The 16,720-nt window shown below is 60.4% G+C and carries 14 protein-coding genes; 8 read left to right on the top strand and 6 right to left on the bottom strand.

Annotated elements, in window-relative coordinates; translation table 11 throughout:
- Nucleotides 1–135: 135 nt before the first annotated feature.
- Complete coding sequence (locus NK667_RS13540) at nt 136–864, bottom strand: FadR/GntR family transcriptional regulator (RefSeq protein ID WP_054047576.1); 729 nt, start codon at nt 862–864, stop codon at nt 136–138.
- A 188-nt stretch (nt 865–1,052) separates the two neighbouring features.
- Nucleotides 1,053–2,789, bottom strand: a complete 1,737-nt coding sequence (locus NK667_RS13535; protein WP_054047578.1) for an IlvD/Edd family dehydratase — start codon at nt 2,787–2,789, stop codon at nt 1,053–1,055.
- 195 nt (nt 2,790–2,984) lie between these two features.
- Here NK667_RS13535 and NK667_RS13530 point away from each other — a divergent pair, with 195 nt between their 5' ends.
- The 8 genes from NK667_RS13530 to NK667_RS13495 all read left to right on the top strand — a co-directional run bounded on the left by NK667_RS13530 (nt 2,985) and on the right by NK667_RS13495 (nt 9,767).
- Nucleotides 2,985–4,307 (top strand): MFS transporter, encoded by a 1,323-nt coding sequence (locus NK667_RS13530; RefSeq protein WP_054615066.1) that lies wholly within the window; start codon nt 2,985–2,987, stop codon nt 4,305–4,307.
- A gap of 148 nt (nt 4,308–4,455) precedes the next feature.
- Nucleotides 4,456–5,448, top strand: coding sequence for an AraD1 family protein (araD1, locus tag NK667_RS13525; RefSeq protein ID WP_054047582.1), 993 nt, complete (start codon nt 4,456–4,458; stop codon nt 5,446–5,448).
- Between the two features lie 10 nt (nt 5,449–5,458).
- A complete protein-coding gene (locus NK667_RS13520; RefSeq protein WP_054047585.1) occupies nt 5,459–7,039 on the top strand; it encodes an aldehyde dehydrogenase (NADP(+)) in 1,581 nt (526 codons plus the stop codon).
- A 202-nt stretch (nt 7,040–7,241) separates the two neighbouring features.
- Nucleotides 7,242–7,538: a DUF5629 family protein gene (locus tag NK667_RS13515; RefSeq protein WP_054047586.1), complete on the top strand. Its 297-nt coding sequence runs from the start codon at nt 7,242–7,244 to the stop codon at nt 7,536–7,538.
- A complete protein-coding gene (locus NK667_RS13510; RefSeq protein ID WP_054615065.1) occupies nt 7,525–8,700 on the top strand; it encodes a lactonase family protein in 1,176 nt (391 codons plus the stop codon). Before NK667_RS13515 ends, NK667_RS13510 begins: the two co-directional genes overlap by 14 nt.
- Nucleotides 8,701–8,867: 167 nt before the next feature.
- Nucleotides 8,868–9,047 carry a hypothetical protein gene (locus NK667_RS13505; RefSeq protein WP_054047590.1) on the top strand — a complete coding sequence of 60 codons (180 nt, stop codon included), beginning with the start codon at nt 8,868–8,870 and terminating at the stop codon, nt 9,045–9,047.
- Nucleotides 9,048–9,300: 253 nt separating this feature from the next.
- Nucleotides 9,301–9,513, top strand: coding sequence for a hypothetical protein (locus NK667_RS13500; RefSeq protein WP_054047591.1), 213 nt, complete (start codon nt 9,301–9,303; stop codon nt 9,511–9,513).
- On the top strand, nt 9,510–9,767 hold the full coding sequence (locus NK667_RS13495) for a hypothetical protein (RefSeq protein WP_054047593.1): 258 nt from the start codon (nt 9,510–9,512) through the stop codon (nt 9,765–9,767). Before NK667_RS13500 ends, NK667_RS13495 begins: the two co-directional genes overlap by 4 nt.
- 118 nt (nt 9,768–9,885) lie before the next feature.
- On the opposite strand, the gene NK667_RS13490 is transcribed toward NK667_RS13495, so the two are convergent.
- The 4 genes from NK667_RS13490 to NK667_RS13475 form a co-directional block, all read right to left on the bottom strand.
- Nucleotides 9,886–10,482, bottom strand: coding sequence for a glutathione S-transferase (locus NK667_RS13490; protein ID WP_054615064.1), 597 nt, complete (start codon nt 10,480–10,482; stop codon nt 9,886–9,888).
- Nucleotides 10,479–14,120 carry an AAA family ATPase gene (locus NK667_RS13485; protein WP_054615063.1) on the bottom strand — a complete coding sequence of 1,214 codons (3,642 nt, stop codon included), beginning with the start codon at nt 14,118–14,120 and terminating at the stop codon, nt 10,479–10,481. Before NK667_RS13485 ends, NK667_RS13490 begins: the two co-directional genes overlap by 4 nt.
- Nucleotides 14,117–15,361 carry an exonuclease SbcCD subunit D C-terminal domain-containing protein gene (locus tag NK667_RS13480; RefSeq protein ID WP_054615062.1) on the bottom strand — a complete coding sequence of 415 codons (1,245 nt, stop codon included), beginning with the start codon at nt 15,359–15,361 and terminating at the stop codon, nt 14,117–14,119. The genes NK667_RS13485 and NK667_RS13480 overlap by 4 nt, the downstream gene beginning before the upstream one ends.
- Before the next feature lie 268 nt (nt 15,362–15,629).
- Nucleotides 15,630–16,415, bottom strand: a complete 786-nt coding sequence (locus NK667_RS13475; protein ID WP_236708592.1) for a hypothetical protein — start codon at nt 16,413–16,415, stop codon at nt 15,630–15,632.
- Between the last annotated feature and the right edge of the window lie 305 nt (nt 16,416–16,720).

Genomic DNA, 16,720 nt, shown 5'->3' with positions numbered 1-16,720 from the left:
CCTGAGGGTGGCGGCTTTCTTGTGGTTCACACAGATCAAATGTGGGAGCGGGCTTGCTCGCGAAGGCGGACTATCAGCCAACATCTTTGCCGACTGACATACCGCCTTCGCGAGCAAGCCCGCTCCCACAGGGGTTTAGTGGTTGTTGGTGGGATCTGCGCCGAGCACGACATTCAGCGCACTGCGCGCATCATCCAGTTGCACCAGCGTCGCATGCCGAGCGCCCAGTGCATCGCGATTCTCGATGGCGGTGAGGATCGCCTTGTGCCGTGGCAGCGCGAGTTCATGCAGGTTCGGTCGCTGGTTGGAATGCTTCAACGCCTCGGCAATCGCCACCGCGAGCATGTTGCACAGGTTGGCCAGCAAGTCGTTGTGGGTCGCATCGGCGATGCGGCTGTGGAAGTCCAGGTCCGGTTGCAACAGCGCTTCCGGGGTCGGCGCGGCTTCCATCCGTTGGTAGGCTTCGCCGATGGAGGCGATGTCGGCGTCGGTGGCGTACTGCGCGGCGAGGGCGGCGGCGGCCGGTTCGATGATGCTGCGCACGCTGGTCAGCAGGCCGAAGAACTCATTCTGCGGACTGCTTTGCATCAACCAATGCAACACGTCCGGGTCGAGCATGTGCCATTCCTTGCGCGCCTTGACCACCGTGCCGACCCGCGGCCGGGAATACACCAGGCCCTTGGCAACCAGCACGCGCGTGGCTTCGCGCAGCACCGGCCGACTGACCGCGTACTCTTCGCACAACAGGGCTTCGGCGGGCAGTTTGTCGTCGGGCTTGAAGCGTCCGGAGACGATCTGCATGCCCAATTCCTGGACGATGCGCGAATGCATGCTTTTGCGGTCGGAGGGTTTGCGGTAATCCATGGGGAACGAAGCAATCCTGGGCGATGGGGGTGTGGCGCATGATAGCAGGCGTGGACACAGTCCTGAATCAGATGAGGAATACTGTAGGAGCGAAGCTTGCTCGCGAAGGCGGTGTGTCAGTCAACGTGGATGTTGAACGTTGAACCGCGTTCGCGAGCAAGCTTCGCTCCTACAGAGGATGGGTGGGGTTAGTGAGAATGGCGCGGTACTTCGGAGCCGCGGCAGCCGACCAGGAAGTCAAAGTCGCAGCCCTGATCCGCTTGCAGCACATGGTCAATGTACAGCTGACGATAGCCGCCCACGATCAGTTGCTTCGGTGGTACCAGGTCAGCCATCCGCGCCGCCAGTTCGACGTCGGGGATGTCCAGGTGCAGACGCCCGCTGGCGCAATCAAGCTCAATGAAGTCACCTTCCTGCACCACCGCCAAAGGCCCGCCGGCTGCGGCTTCCGGCGCGACGTGCAAGACCACCGTGCCGTACGCGGTGCCGCTCATGCGCGCATCGGAAATCCGCACCATGTCAGTCACGCCCTGAGCCAGCAGCTTGGCTGGCAAACCCATATTGCCGACTTCAGCCATGCCCGGATAACCCTTCGGCCCGCAGTTTTTCATCACCAGAATCGAGTTCGCATCCACGTCCAGTTCCGGGTCGTTGATCCGAGCCTTGTACATGTCGAAGTTCTCGAACACCACCGCACGGCCACGGTGTTGCATCAGTTCGGCACTGGCGGCGGACGGTTTCAGTACGGCGCCGAGTGGCGCGAGGTTGCCGCGCAACACGCAGATGCCTCCATCGGCACGGATCGGGTTGTCGAGGGTGCGGATCACTTCGTCCTGGCCATAGATCGGCGCGTCCTTGGTGTTCTCGCCGAGGCTCTTGCCGTTGACGGTCAAGGCGTTCGGATGCGGAATCAGATTGGCTTCGCCGAGGCGACGCAACACCGCCGGCAAACCACCGGCGTAGTAGAACTCTTCCATCAGGAAACGCCCGGACGGTTGCAGGTCGACGATGGTCGGCATGCCGCGACCGATGCGCGTCCAATCATCCAGATCCAACTCGACACCAATGCGCCCGGCAATGGCTTTCAAGTGAATCACTGCGTTGGTCGAACCGCCAATCGCCGCGTTGACCCGGATGGCGTTTTCAAACGCTTCCTTGGTCAGGATCTTCGACAGCCGCAAGTCTTCGCGCACCATCTCCACTGCGCGCATGCCGGACATGTGCGCCAACACATAACGCCGCGCATCCACCGCCGGAATTGCCGCGTTGTGGGGCAGGGACGTGCCCAGTGCTTCAGCCATACAGGCCATGGTCGATGCGGTGCCCATGGTGTTACAGGTGCCGGCCGAGCGGGACATGCCGCCCTCGGCCGCGAGGAAATCGTCGATGGTGATCGTGCCTGCTTTCACTTGTTCGCTGAGCTGCCAGACCACGGTGCCCGAGCCGATGTCCTGGCCTTTGTGCTTGCCGTTGAGCATCGGCCCGCCGGTGACGACGATCGCCGGCACGTCGCAACTGGCCGCACCCATCAACAGTGCCGGGGTGGTTTTGTCGCAACCGGTCAGCAGCACTACGCCGTCAATCGGGTTGCCGCGAATCGCTTCTTCAACGTCCATGCTCGCCAGGTTGCGAGTGAGCATGGCGGTCGGGCGCAGGTTCGATTCGCCATTGGAGAACACCGGGAATTCCACCGGGAAGCCACCGGCCTCGATCACACCGCGTTTGACGTGCTCGGCAATCTGGCGGAAATGCGCATTGCACGGGGTCAGTTCCGACCAGGTGTTGCAGATACCGATGATCGGTTTGCCGTGGAACTGGTGGTCGGCGATGCCCTGATTCTTCATCCAGCTGCGGTACATGAAGCCGTTCTTGTCGGCCGTGCCAAACCATTGGGCGGAGCGCAGGGTGGGTTTCTTATCAGACATGATCGATTCTCTTATTGTATGACTATATTGTTCGAGCTGACGCTTAACATAAGCGCAATTCTGCGGATTTGGAAGTGTTGCTAGCTTAAATAGTATTACTATATAGTCGCGTTCAACGGAGGGATTGGCCCTGGCGGTTTTCCGCGAGAGGCGTCCCCCGAGGTTCTATAACAACAACAATCGGAGACCGATCTCATGAGCCAGGAATTGCGGCTTATTCGTCGCATCACGTTGAAACTGATTCCCTTCCTGATCCTGCTGTACCTGATCGCCTATGTGGATCGCTCCGCGGTCGGCTTCGCCAAGCTGCACATGGGCGCGGACATCGGTATCGGTGATGCAGCCTACGGCCTCGGTGCCGGGCTGTTCTTCATTGGCTACTTCCTGCTGGAAATCCCCAGCAACCTGATGCTCGAACGCTTCGGCGCCCGCCGCTGGTTCGCGCGGATCATGATCACCTGGGGCGCGATCACCATCGGCATGGCCTTCGTCCAGGGCCCGCACAGCTTCTATGTGATGCGCTTCCTGCTCGGCGCCGCCGAAGCCGGGTTCTTCCCGGGCGTTCTGTACTACATCACCCAATGGTTTCCGGTGCGCCATCGCGGCAAGATCCTTGGGCTGTTCATACTTTCGCAACCGATCGCAATGATGATCACCGGCCCGGTGTCCGGCGGTTTGCTCGGCATGGACGGCACCCTCGGCCTGCACGGCTGGCAGTGGTTGTTCATCGTCATCGGCACTCCGGCGATCCTGCTGACCTGGCCGGTGCTGCGCTGGTTGCCCGACGGTCCGAAACAAGTGAAGTGGATGGACCAGGCCGAGAAGGACTGGCTGACCGGCGAGCTGAAAAAAGACCTCGAAGAATATGGCCAGACTCGTTACGGCAATCCGTTGCACGCGCTGAAAGACAAACGCGTCCTGCTGCTGGCGCTGTTCTATCTGCCGGTAACGTTGAGCATCTATGGTTTGGGCTTGTGGCTGCCGACTTTGATCAAGCAGTTCGGCGGCACCGACCTGGTGACCGGTTTCGTGTCCTCGGTGCCGTATATCTTCGGGATCATCGGTTTGCTGATCGTGCCGCGCAGTTCTGATCGCTTGAATGATCGCTACGGCCATTTGGCGGTGCTCTATGTGCTGGGCGCGATTGGCCTGTTCCTCAGCGCCTGGCTGACGCTGCCGGTGCTGCAACTGGCGGCGTTGTGCCTAGTGGCGTTTGCGTTGTTTTCCTGCACGGCGGTGTTCTGGACCTTGCCGGGACGCTTCTTTGCCGGCGCCAGTGCGGCGGCGGGGATTGCCCTGATCAACTCGGTGGGCAACCTCGGCGGCTATATCGGGCCGTTCGTGATTGGTGCGTTGAAGGAATACACCGGCAACCTGGCGTCGGGGTTGTACTTCCTGTCCGGGGTGATGGTGTTTGGGCTGGTGCTGACCGGTGTGGTTTATCGGTTGCTGGAGCGCAAACATGTATTGCCGGCCGATCAATTTGCCGCCAGCGCTCGAGGTGCAACGCGCACCTGAGACATCACACAAATCCCCTGTGGGAGCGGGCTTGCTCGCGAAGGCGGAGTGTCAGCCAGCATAGATGTTGGATGTGAAGGCCTCTTCGCGAGCAAGCCCGCTCCCACAGGGGGCAATGCCGACTTCAAGATGGTTACAGGAGAAAATCATGCGTTTAGTTCAGTTCGAATTGATTAACGGCGAGCGCCGGGTTGGCGTGGTCGAGGGCGGTCTGGTGCGTGAAGTGCAGGACGCGCGCACAGTTCGGGATCTGGCCCTGGCGGCCATCGAGGCCGGCGTCAATCTTGAGCAACAAGTGAAAACCCTCGGTCTGGGCATCAGCCACGATTACGCAGAGTTGCTGACTCACCTGCGCATCCTGCCGCCGCTGGATCACCCGGATCCGGCGCACATGCTGGTCAGTGGCACCGGCCTGACTCACTTGGGCAGCGCTTCGGCTCGGGACAAAATGCACCAGCAAGTCGGCGACGAAGCGGCGATGACCGACACCATGCGCATCTTCAAGTGGGGCGTGGAGGGCGGCAAACCGGCGGCGGGCCAGGCCGGCGTGCAACCGGAATGGTTCTACAAGGGCGACGGCAGTATTGTCGTGCGTCCGGGCCAGCCGTTCCCGCTGCCACCGTTTGCCGAAGACGCCGGGGAAGAGCCGGAGCTCAGCGGACTCTACGTCATCGGCCACGACGGCAAGCCGTATCGCCTCGGTTATGCGGTGGGCAACGAGTTCTCCGATCACGTAATGGAACGCAAGAATTACCTCTATCTCGCCCACTCTAAATTGCGCAGTTGCAGTTATGGCCCGGAACTTCGCGTCGGTGAGCTACCCCAACACTTGGCAGGCACCAGTCGCATCCTGCGTGACGGCGAGGTGCTTTGGCAGAACGAGTTCCTCAGCGGCGAGGCCAACATGTGCCACAGCCTGGCGAACCTCGAGTATCACCATTTCAAGTACAGCCAGTTCCTGCGTCCGGGGGACGTGCACATTCACTTCTTCGGCACCGCGACCCTGTCCTTCGCCGATGGCATCCGCACCCAACCGGGTGATGTGTTCGAAATCAGCCAGGCTGAATTCGGCGCGCCGTTGATCAACGGTATTGCGCCGGTAGCAGCAGCATTCGAACCCGGCACCGTCGGCACCCTTTAAGGAGATTTGCATGACCCAGATTCTTGGTCACAACTACATCGGCGGCCAGCGCAGCGCGGCCGGCAACCTTAAACTGCAAAGCGCCGACGCCAGCACTGGCGAGGCCTTGCCCCACGATTTTTATCAAGCCACCCCGGAAGAAGTCGATGCCGCCGCCAAGGCTGCCGCCAGCGCTTACCCGGCCTATCGCAGCCTGAGTGCCGAGCGTCGTGCGCAGTTTCTCGACACCATTGCTGACGAGTTGGATGCACTAGGCGATGATTTCGTTGCCGTGGTCTGCCGCGAAACGGCGTTGCCCGCCGGTCGTATCCAGGGCGAACGCGGTCGCACCAGCGGCCAGATGCGTTTGTTCGCCAAAGTCCTGCGTCGTGGTGATTTCTACGGTGCGCGGATCGATCAGGCCTTGCCTGAACGCCAACCGTTGCCACGCCCGGATTTGCGTCAGTACCGCATCGGCCTCGGCCCGGTTGCCGTGTTTGGCGCGAGCAACTTTCCGTTGGCGTTTTCCACGGCTGGTGGCGATACCGCTTCTGCTCTGGCTGCCGGTTGCCCGGTGGTGTTCAAGGCGCACAGCGGCCACATGGCCACCGCTGAACTCGTCGCCGATGCGATCATTCGCGCCGCAGAAAAAACCGCGATGCCGGCCGGTGTGTTCAACATGATCTACGGCGGCGGGGTCGGCGAAGCGCTGGTCAAGCACCCGGCGATCCAGGCCGTGGGCTTTACCGGTTCGCTCAAGGGCGGTCGTGCCTTGTGTGACATGGCCGCCGCGCGTCCGCAGCCAATTCCGGTGTTCGCCGAGATGTCGAGCATCAACCCGGTGATCGTGTTGCCGCAGGCGTTGGCAGCTCGGGCGGAAACCGTTGCCCGCGACCTGACCGCGTCGGTGGTGCAGGGCTGTGGTCAGTTCTGTACCAATCCAGGGCTGGTAATCGGCATTCGCTCGCCGCAGTTCAGCGCGTTCGTGCAGCAGGTTGCGGCGTTGATCGCTGATCAGCCGGCGCAAACCATGCTCAATGCCGGGACGTTGAGCAGCTATGGCAAAGGCTTGCAGAAGCTGCTGGCGCATTCTGGGATCGAGCATCTGGCGGGCAGCGCGCAGCAGGGTAATCAAGCGCAGCCGCAATTGTTCAAGGCTGATGTCAGCCTGCTGATCGATGGCGATGAAGTGTTGCAGGAAGAAGTGTTTGGCCCGACCACGGTGTTTGTGGAAGTGGCGGATCAGGCGCAACTCAGCGCGGCGTTGAATGGCCTGCACGGGCAACTGACGGCGACGATCATTGGCGAGCCAGCGGACTTCGAACAGTTCGGCGAGCTGACCGCGTTGCTGGAACAGAAGGTCGGGCGAATCTTGCTTAATGGTTATCCGACTGGCGTGGAAGTCTGCGATTCGATGGTCCATGGCGGTCCGTACCCGGCGACTTCCGATGCGCGCGGCACGTCGGTGGGCACCCTGGCCATCGACCGCTTCCTGCGCCCGGTATGCTTCCAGAACTACCCCGACAACCTGCTGCCGGAGCCGCTGAAAAACGGCAACCCGCTGCGGATTCAGCGTTTGGTGGACGGCAAGCCATCGCGTGATGCGCTCTAAAGCGTAAACACAACCCCTGTGGGAGCGGGCTTGCTCGCGAATGCGGAGTGTCAGGCGCTATTGATTTCGACTGACCCACCGCATTCGCGAGCAAGCCCGCTCCCACATTGGCTCGGTGTTGTGCGTGAGTTTTGTGTTCAGCACCGGTCCAGGGGGAGTGATGAGCTATCATTGCGACTTTCCAATTGAATGATTGATTGCCATGACTGCCGTTACCGACACTTTGCTTAACGCCCTTGAAAACTGCGACATGCTGGAAATCGATGGCTTGCACGCCTTCGATTTCTCTCTCGATGAAGACGACAACCTGCACATCGAATGCATGGACGGCCGTGCGGCCAAGCGTTGGGCGTTCAGCATGGCCCAGATCCAGGCAGCGACTTTCGATCCAACCCTGCAGAGCTGGCTCATTACCGGTGATTCCGGCGAGCACCGGCTGGTGTGCATGGCCGCGATTGGCGGGCATGACGACGAGGAAGAAGAGCATGAAGATGCGTAATTTCTGGCCACTGTTGATGGCCGGCAGTGTCGGCGCCATGGGCGTTCAGGCGGCGACCGTCGACGATTATCAATTGTTGGTCGGCTCCTACACCGCAGGTCAGAGCCAGGGCATTTATCGCCTGAACTTCGACAGCGCTACCGGGCAGATCGCCGCCAAGCCACTGCAAGTGGTCAAGAGCGAAAACCCGTCCTGGCTGACGATCTCCAAAGACCAGCAACACCTGTTCGTGGTCAACGAAAACGGTCCGGGCCAAACCGATCCGGTGGGCAAGGTCAGCAGCTATGCGATCAATCCCAAGACCCATGAGCTGAGCCTGCTCAGTCAGGTCCAGAGCCTGGGCAACGAACCGACCCATTCGAGCCTCAGCGGCGACGGCAGCCACTTGTTCGTCAGCAACTACTCGGTGGTCGAAGATCCGGGTGGCACCCTCGCGGTGTTGCCGGTGGGCACGGACGGCAAGTTAAAGTCCGTGGTGCAGATGAGCAGCCACCCATCGAGCCGGGTCAACCCGGAGCGTCAAGCCTCGGCGCACGTGCATTCGACGATCTCCTCGCCGGATGGCAAATACGTGTTCTCGAACGACCTGGGTGCAGACAAGATCTTTGTCTATCGCTTCAATCCCAAGGCCAACCCGCTGTTGCCATTAACGCCGGCCACCCCGGCCTCGGTGCAATTGCCCGCCGGCAGTGGGCCGCGTCATTTGCTGTTCAGCGCCGACGGCAAACACGCCTGGCTGACCATGGAAATGAGCGCACAGGTCGCGGTGTTCGACTACCAGGACGGCACGCTCAAGCAAACGCAAATGGTCGATCTGGCGGCGGGACAACCCACTTCCGACAAGGCCGGCGCAGCGCTTCACGCTTCGGCTGACGGCAAGTTCCTCTACGTCAGCAATCGTGGCACCGCCAATCAACTGCTGGTATTCGCCATCGACCCGTCCACCGCTCAGCTCAAGGAAGTCCAGCGACGTTCCGTCGAGGGTGATCACCCGCGCGAGTTCAGCCTCGATCCGAGTGGCAAGTTTCTGCTGATCGCCAACCAGAAAAGCAACCAGATTGTCGTGGTCGAGCGCGATGCCAAGACCGGCCTGTTGGGCAAAACCGTGCAGAAATTGCCGATGGATGCCCCGAGTGACCTCAAGTTTCTAGTGCGTCAATAGGTGCGGCAATAGGCCGCAGGCCCCGGTTGATAAGGCCTGCGACCTTCTATTAATGAGACTGATATCCGCTAATGCTACAAAGCATTTCAAGGCGCGGACCTCGGACGTTAAGTTTGCTCCACGGCCCAACCGGGCAAGCAAGCCAACTGACTCCGAGGAACACCGCCATGAACTTCAATATCTTCTCCATCATCGCCGCATCCGCCATCTCTGCCACCGTTGCCCTGCCAGCCAGCGCCAACGTTGAAATCAACAGCAAAAAATCCCACACCCAGAGCTACACCCAGAAATACCTGCAACAAAGCGCCAACTTCTACGCCGCGCTGGATCACAAAACCCAAGCCTGAAATCTTCGAACATTGTCGCTCCCCGCAGGAGCTGCCGAAGGCTGCGATCTTTTGACTTATTAAGAGCAAAAGATCTCAGCCTTCGGCAGCCCCTTTGCGTGTGTGTTTCTCGGGTTCATAGGTTTTATCAAGCGTCGGCATAGACTGGTTTAATGATCAACCAAGTTGATGGTCACTATGGAAAACGCTGAGTGGTTGCTTCGGTTTTTTTGATAGATCCTGTCGGCACTGAAACATGCCCACGGAGAACACCATGGCCAGCGCAATCCTCACTTCTGCCAAACACGGCGCCTACCTGGCCATCGGAATCTACGTGGCCATGGTGCTAGTGGTGAGCCTTTCGGCTCAATCGCAACACGACATTCAAGCGCCGATTCAGGTCGCTTATCCCGCTATCCAGTTCGAACACCGCGCGCAAAGCGTCGTGGCTGATCACGAGGATTTGTTGGGAGCGGTCGGAGCATGAAAGGACACAGACTCTGGGTCATTGCCTTTTTGGCGTTCATGACTAATGGCGCTTCACTGTTGGGGATCGGGCAGGGCTCGGCGGGCTCGGTGGCCCGCGCCATCGAATGCAACCACAACATCGCCCATAATATTCAAACGGCCAAGGCGTTAGGGCTGTTGGCGGGTAATCCGCCATCGAAGGTCCGGGCCGGGTTCCTCGGACCGTTCCAGGTGGATTGCTCGGCACTGGGGATGTGCTCGGTGTTGGCGTAAAAACTCGGTCACTGTGGCGAGGGAGCTTGCTCCCGCTGGGCTGCGAAGCGGCCCCAAAAGATGGGACTGCTTCGCAGCCCAACGGGAGCAAGCTCCCTCGCCACAGTAGTGCATATCCTTACTTTTGCATGACGCCGGTAAAAAGATCGGACTCCAACAACCGCTGAAGCCACACCTGCAACCGCGCATACGGCGTCTGCCCGAACCACTCCCGATCCACATGCGCAAACTGTCGCACGAACGGCATCAATGCCACGTCCGCCAGGCTCAGGTGCTCGGCGAGCAAATAATCCCGCCCCTCCAACAACTCATCCAGCTTGCGCAAAAACACCTCACCCTCGGCTCGATAATGTTCCATCGGCTGCTCGGCATAACGCTCGGCGTATTTGTAGCGATTCAAATGCACCTTGAACACCTTATCGTTTTCTTCGATCAGTTCAGCGATACGTTGCTGCGCGGCAGGATCGTCCTTGAGCAACCAATCCTCAGGATCGTGCTGTGCCAGGGCCCAGCGCATGATCGCCAGGCTTTCATCAATCACCCGACCCTCAACCTCCAGCACTGGCACCGTGCCCTTGCTCGACAGCGCGAGCATTTCGGCGGGCTTGGCCTTGAGGCTGACTTCGACAATCTGCACTTCAACCCCTGAATAACGCAGCGCCATGCGCGCACGCATGGCGTAGGGGCAGCGGCGGAAGGAGTAGAGCGTAGTCATTTCACCTCCAGCGTACTCAGGCCATTGCCCTGGCGGCGCACCTGAATCTGCACCGGAATCCGCTCATGCATTTCCTGCACGTGGGAAATCACCGCGACCTTGCGGCCCTGCGCCTGCAAGCCATCGAGGGCGTCCATGGCCAGTTGCAGGGATTCCGGATCGAGACTGCCGAAGCCTTCGTCGATAAACAGCGATTCGATCTTCAACGTGCTCGACGCCATCGACGCCAAACCAAGGGCCAAGGCCAGCGACACCAGGAACGTCTCGCCGCCGGACAGCGAATGCACCGAGCGCAGCTCGTCGCCCATCTCGGTGTCCATCACCAACAAGCCGAGCATGCTGCCACCGCGTTTCAGGCGATAACGACGCACCAATTGGCGCAACTGCACGTTGGCGTGATGCACCAGCAGGTCGAGGTTGTAGGCCTGGGCGATCTTGCGGAAGGTGTCGCCAGTGGCCGAGCCGATCAGCGCGTTCAAACGTGCCCAGCGCTGGTACTCGGTATACGCGTCGGCGATCTGTTGCGCCAGAGCCTGATTGGCGTTCTGCCGCCGTTGATCCTCGGCCTGTTCGGCACGCAGTTCGGCGCAACGGTGTTCGCTGGCGGCAAACAGGTTTTGCAGTTCCGTCAGCGCAGTGGCCAGTTGTTCGGCATCGAGATTGCCGTTGTGCTGGGCCTGATGATTGACCAAGCGCTGATCGCGTTCCTGCAACAACACCTTGGCCTGCTCGATGGCTTTTTCGCTGTGCTGCAATTGTTGGCGCAGGTCGCTGACCTGTTGATCGTCAACACTCAGCAGCGCCTCCAGGCCACCATCATCCAGCTCTGGATGCCGAGCGCGCCAATCGGCAATCTTGCTGCTCAACTCGCGATCTTCATGCTCCAGCGCCTCTGAACGTTGTTGCTGGGCCTTGAGTTCCGCGGCCAACTGCACTAGCCCCGTGCGCACGGTTTGCAGTTCCTGATTGGCCGTCGCTTCAGCATGCCGCGCCTGTTCGACGGCTTGATCGAGTTGCTGCTGCCACTGCTCGGCGCTGTTGTGTTCGCCAAGCAACTGCGCAAGTTTCTGCTGGCAAGCCTGTTGCTGCTCGGCCAGCACCGTGAACTGCTGTTGCGCGGTTTCCAGTTGTTGGGCACGGGTCAGTTGGCGATCCTGTTCTTTCTCCAGCGTCTGCTGGCGTTGCTGCTGCTCGCTGAGTTCGTCGCGCTGCTGGTCGAGTTGTTCCAGACGCTGGGCGATCTGCCGGTCGAGCTGCATGAACGTCGCGGCCGGCTCGGTGCGCAAGGCTTCCAGCGTATCGGCCGGGAGCAGGGTGCTGAACGCCGTAAGTTCTTCGTCCAGACGCTGGCGATCGCTGCTCAAGGCTTGTTGCTGAGTGCTCAGGTGCTGGGTCGCTTGCTGGCTCGCGGTTTCGGCGTTGCGCAGTTGCTGGGCCAGTCGCGCGGCGTCCTGTTGCAGGGTGAGCAGGGCGGTCTGGCGTTGTTCGTCCTGGGTGATGCTCTGGTTTAGCTGACTGCTTTGCTGCGCCAGCCAGGCATCACGCTTGGCGGCGTCCTGGTTCAGCAACTGCGCGGACAACGGATGCGCTTCGAGGCCCGGCGTCAGGCTTTGTTGTTGCGTGGCGAGGTGATCCTGTTGTTGCAGCAGTTCCTTTTGCTGCGCGATCAAGCCGCCGACTTCGGCACGCAGATCGGTGAGTTTTTCCTTCAGCAGGTCAACGGCTTTCTGCGCGTTGGTCAGCTCGCTTTCATCATGTCGGCCGAGGCTTTGCAGCAGCGCTTCGGGCTGATGATAAGGATGCTCCGGGCTGCCACAAACCGGGCACGGTTGGTCATCCTGCAATTGCCCGCGCAGTTCCTCGACACTTTCGCTGCGGGCCAGACGCTGGCGCTCTAGCAGTTCCCGGGTAACGGTCAGGGTCTGTTCGGCGACGGTCAGTTCGGCCTTGGTTTTCACGCCGTCCTGCGTCAGGCGCTCACGTTCCTGTTGGGCGGCGAGTTGACGTTGTTGAAGCTCGGCACCGCGTTTGTCCAGTTCCTGCTGACTGGCCCACAGGCGCGTCAGTTCTTCGAAGCCCCGTAACTGTTTGCGGTTGTCCTGCAACAACGTGCTCAGCAACTGAATCTGCTCGGCCACGGCTTCGGGCTCGGCGCCAGCCTCTTTGTACAGGACTTCCAGATTCTGCTTTTGCGCGGCCAGTTCTTCGGCGGCGTGGGTGGCGCGTTGTTGCAGATCGGCCAGTTCATCCTGGCCTTTGTTCAGACGATTGCCGATCAGCATCAGCTGTTGCAGGCGATCACGGTAGGCGTTCCAGGCATCGCTCAGCGGCGCCAGATGAGCGCTTTGTTCAAGCTCCCCGGCTATGCGCTGCAAACGTTCGGCGACCTGTTTTTGCTGGTCGAGCAATCCTTGAATCGTGGTCTGGCCTTGGGTGCTCGCCAGTTCCGCTTGCTGCTTGGCGTCGGCACTGAGGCTGGCATCCTTGGCCAAACGGGCGAGGGTGCTTTGCTCCTCGAACGCCTGACGCAGCAACGGTGCACCGGCGCTGTGCTGGTTTTGCGCCTCGGTCAACGCGGCATGCGCGTTGCTCAGGCTCTGTTCGAGTTGCGTCTGGCGCTCGGACAGTTCTTGTTGCTGTTGCGTGTGCTGCTGAATCTGCGCAGCCAGCGGTGTGAGCTGGGCGGTGAGTTCGGTCTTGCGCGCAAATTGGTGCCGCTGCGGCGCCAGTTGCTCCAGGCGCGTCAGCTTCAGGCGTTCACCGGCCAGGCTTTCCGAGTGCTGCTGGGCGGATTGCAGTTGCTCGGTGGCGCTCTGTTGTTCGTCCTGCAATTGGCGCAGGTTCTTCAGCCACGTGTGTTGCTCTTCAAGCTGCTTGAGCTGCGCTTGCTGAGTCTTGAGTTGCTGCTGGGCTTCGTTGAAACGCTCATCCAGTTCGGCGCGGGCTTCGGGGGACAGCGGCGTGACGCCGGTGGCCTGATCCTGCAGCAACTTGTGGGCTTCGCGGGCCTCTCTGGTCTTGTCGTACGCGCGACGACCGAGGCGCGTATAGAGTGCAGTGTCGGTGAGTTTTTCCAGCAGTTCACTGCGGTCGTTGTCGTCAGCCTTGAGAAAGGCGCTGAACTCACTCTGGGCCAGCAGCACGGCGCGGGTGAACTGTTCGAAGTTCAGGCCCAGCGCGGCTTCGAGCTGCGCCTTGTACTCGCCTTTCTGACTGGCCAGCAGTTGATCCTGATCGATATCGCGCAGGCTCTGGCGACTGGCTTGCAACTTGCCGCCAGCCTTTTCCCGGGCGCGATTGGCCTCCCAGCGCGCACGGTAGCGGCGGCCGTCGATGCCGACAAAATCCACCTCCGCATAGCCTTCGCCGGTGCCGCGACGCAGCAAGGTGCGTGGGTCGCCAGTGCCGATTTCGCCGTCCGCATCCGGGACTTTTGCATCGCGGCCAGTGTTGTTCAGGCGCGGCACAGCGCCGAACAACGCCAGGCACAACGCATCGAGCAAGGTGCTTTTACCGGCGCCGGTCGGCCCGGTGATGGCGAACAAACCAGCGCTGGCCAACGGCTCGGCGGTGAAGTCGATTTCAAACGGCCCGGCCAGGGAGGCGAGGTTTTTCAGGCGGATCGCGAGGATTTTCATGGCTGTTCGCTCTCCATCTGCACGTCTTGCAGCAGCTCGGCAAAGTCCTTGAGGGTTTGCTCATCGACCTCGCTGCCGTAGTTGTCCTGCCAGGCGCGGCTGAACAATTCCTGGGGCGAGAGCTGATCCAGTTCGATCAGGGTCGCGCCGTCATCGGTCCCGTCCTTGCTGCCGTTGCCCGCATATTCGGCGGCGATTCGCACCAGCCGTACGGCTTTGCCTTGCAGGGCGGTTTCCACTTGATAACGCAGGTCGGGTTGCGGTTCGTCGAGACGCACCCGGACTTCCAGCCAAGGCTGGCGCTGCAGATCTTCCAGCAAATCGGTATTCGGCAGATCCGCCAGTTGCAGCAGGATCTCGGCGAGTGGGGCAGGGCCGATGCGTTGCAGGTTGACCGCGCGCGGGATCAGTTTCGGTTCGACGCTGACTAGGGTTTCGCCATCGAGGGTGACGTCGAGAATCTGATGCTGATAGTTGATCTCGGAGAACGACAACGGAATCGGCGAGCCGCTGTAGCGGATGCGTTCTTCACCGTTGACCTTCTGCGGCTTGTGCAAATGTCCGAGGGCCACGTAGCTGATGCTCGGCCCGAACAGGCTGGCGGGCAGGGCTTCGGCGTTGCCGATGATCAGGCTGCGCTCGGAATCCTCCGACACCGAACCGCCGGCCATGTGCGCATGGCTGATCGCGATCAACGCTTGACCCGGCTTGCGCTTGGCGTTCGCCGCTTCGATCAGCCATTCATGCACTTGGCCGATACCGCGCAAATAGTTGTCGCCCAATTGCGCGCCAGTCACCTCCGCAGGGCGCAGGAACGGCAGCGCCAGGCACCAACCGGCAATCTCGCCGCTGGCGTCGGGCAGCGGCAGCAAGAGGCGTTCGGAGTCGAGTTGACCGTCATCGAGCCACAGCACCCGACCCAATGCGTGAGTGCGCAAACGCCGCATCAACGGCGCCGGCAGTTCGATCCGTGAGCCGGAGTCGTGGTTGCCGGCGATCATCACGATGGTCAGCAACGGTTGCTGCTCGTGGGCGCTGACGATGAAATCGTAGAGACGTTCCTGGGCTTTGACGGGCGGGTTGACCGTGTCGAAGATATCGCCGGCGATCAGCAGCACGTCGGGCTGGTCCAGCTTCAGCTGGCGCAACAGCCACTCAAGGAAACAACCGTGCTCGAAATCGCGGTCCTGGCCGTGCAGGTTCTGCCCAAGGTGCCAGTCGGAGGTGTGGAACAGACGCAAGGCGAACTCCGTAGGAAATAAGGTGATGGCCGCGTGGGAAATGAGCGCGGTTATAAAAGAGAGGGAGTTTACTGGCAAACAGGATGGATGGCGCGATGGATCTGGTCGAACGGCGGACTTGTGGCCAGGAGGCTTACCTGTGGCGAGGGAGCTTGCTCCCGCTGGGGTGCGAAGCGGCCCCTGCGATCCGCCTGACAAACTCATTGTCTGGTTAAGCGACTGCTGCGCAGCCGAGCGGGAGTAAACTCCCTCGCCACAAAAAGCTCTTTTATTCTTTTACTTTGCAACCAGTGTTCAATCGCCGCACTTCCGCAAAAATCTCGGTAATCGGCCGCCTCGGTTGGCGCTTGTGCATCTGTCGGACCTGCTCGCTCATCCGCACCAGTTCTTCGCTGGGTTTGGCCCATTGCTCTTTCGGCAAAGGCTCGGACCATTGCTGCATCACCTCGGGCATGGCCTGCGGGCCCAGTTGTTGGAGGCGGCGGACTTCCCATTCGGTGAGGTAGTTGGGAATCGTCCACAACGTCATGACGTGGTACAGGTACCAGAAAAAACCGGAGAGCCGGTCGCGTGAGCCGTCGCGGATTTCCTGATGCATACGTGCGCGGGCGTTGCGGAAGGTGTGCAAGCCTTCGTGGGGCGGGTCGCCGGGGAGTTGCAGGTCTTCGAGGTCCTGGATGGCTTTGAGATCGTTGATTTCGTATTCCATGTAACCGCGGATGGCTTCCCAATGGCTGATGGCGAGGGGTAGGCCGAAGCAGGGGAATTCGACACTGGTCAGGGTTTCGCCGTGCTGGAAACCGATGCCCATGCCGTACTGGCGCTGGATACCGTATTGGGTCGCGCCTTGGGCTTCGATGACCCAGGCCGAGAGGGATTCCCAAGGGACGAAGACCGGTTCGGTGGCGCCTTCAGGCATGATGCAGACTTCGCGGCGTTGGCGGTTGAAGCGGGTGGGGATGATTTGGAGGCGTTTTTTGTGGTTGTGGTGCCAGACGCAGAGGCCGATGAGTAGAGAGGCAGTGCCGGTTAGTGCTGCATTGCCATATGACACTAGAAAAACTCCCTGTATGGCGTCAGTAATATCGTCCCATCCCATCCCAAATAAGAAAAACAAGAAGCCGCCAATTAGTGGGAGCAGAAATGCAACAGAGAAGGCAACACTTAATGGCCCGCCTAAGATGACCTGCCATGAAAATATCTGCGGCCACTCAAGTCCGAAGTCCATGAACACATCATTTAGTACCCCAATGTGAGGACCATGCGCAGGCATTAGTGTGGGCAATGGAATAGGCGCAAGATAAGTGATCCTTCCACCTGGAAAAGGCTCGATATCTCCGGCATTTCGGGATGGCTCAA

Source organism: Pseudomonas nunensis (assembly GCF_024296925.1).
GTDB lineage: Bacteria > Pseudomonadota > Gammaproteobacteria > Pseudomonadales > Pseudomonadaceae > Aquipseudomonas > Aquipseudomonas nunensis.
Note: the sequence above shows the minus strand (reverse complement) of the source record. Positions and strands in the feature narration are given on the sequence as shown.